Genomic DNA, 255 nt, shown 5'->3' with positions numbered 1-255 from the left:
TTGACCCCGGATCAAACGAATCATTTAACATGAGAGTTCGATCCTGGCTCAGGATGAACGCTGGCGGCGTGCTTAACACATGCAAGTCGAGCGAAGCGGTTTCGATGAAGTTTTCGGATGGATTTGAAATTGACTTAGCGGCGGACGGGTGAGTAACGCGTGGGTAACCTGCCTTACACTGGGGGATAACAGTTAGAAATGACTGCTAATACCGCATAAGCGCACAGGGCCGCATGGTCTGGTGTGAAAAACTCC

At 50.6% G+C, this 255-nt stretch carries 1 rRNA gene; it reads left to right on the top strand.

The features are described 5' to 3' along the window. Positions 1–25: 25 nt before the first annotated feature. A 16S ribosomal RNA gene (locus NE473_RS32455) occupies positions 26–255 on the top strand; the annotation flags it as partial.

Origin of the sequence: Hungatella sp. SL.1.14, assembly GCF_024460495.1 — a bacterium.
GTDB classification, from domain to species: Bacteria; Bacillota; Clostridia; order Lachnospirales; family Lachnospiraceae; genus Hungatella; species Hungatella hathewayi.
Note: the sequence above shows the minus strand (reverse complement) of the source record. Positions and strands in the feature narration are given on the sequence as shown.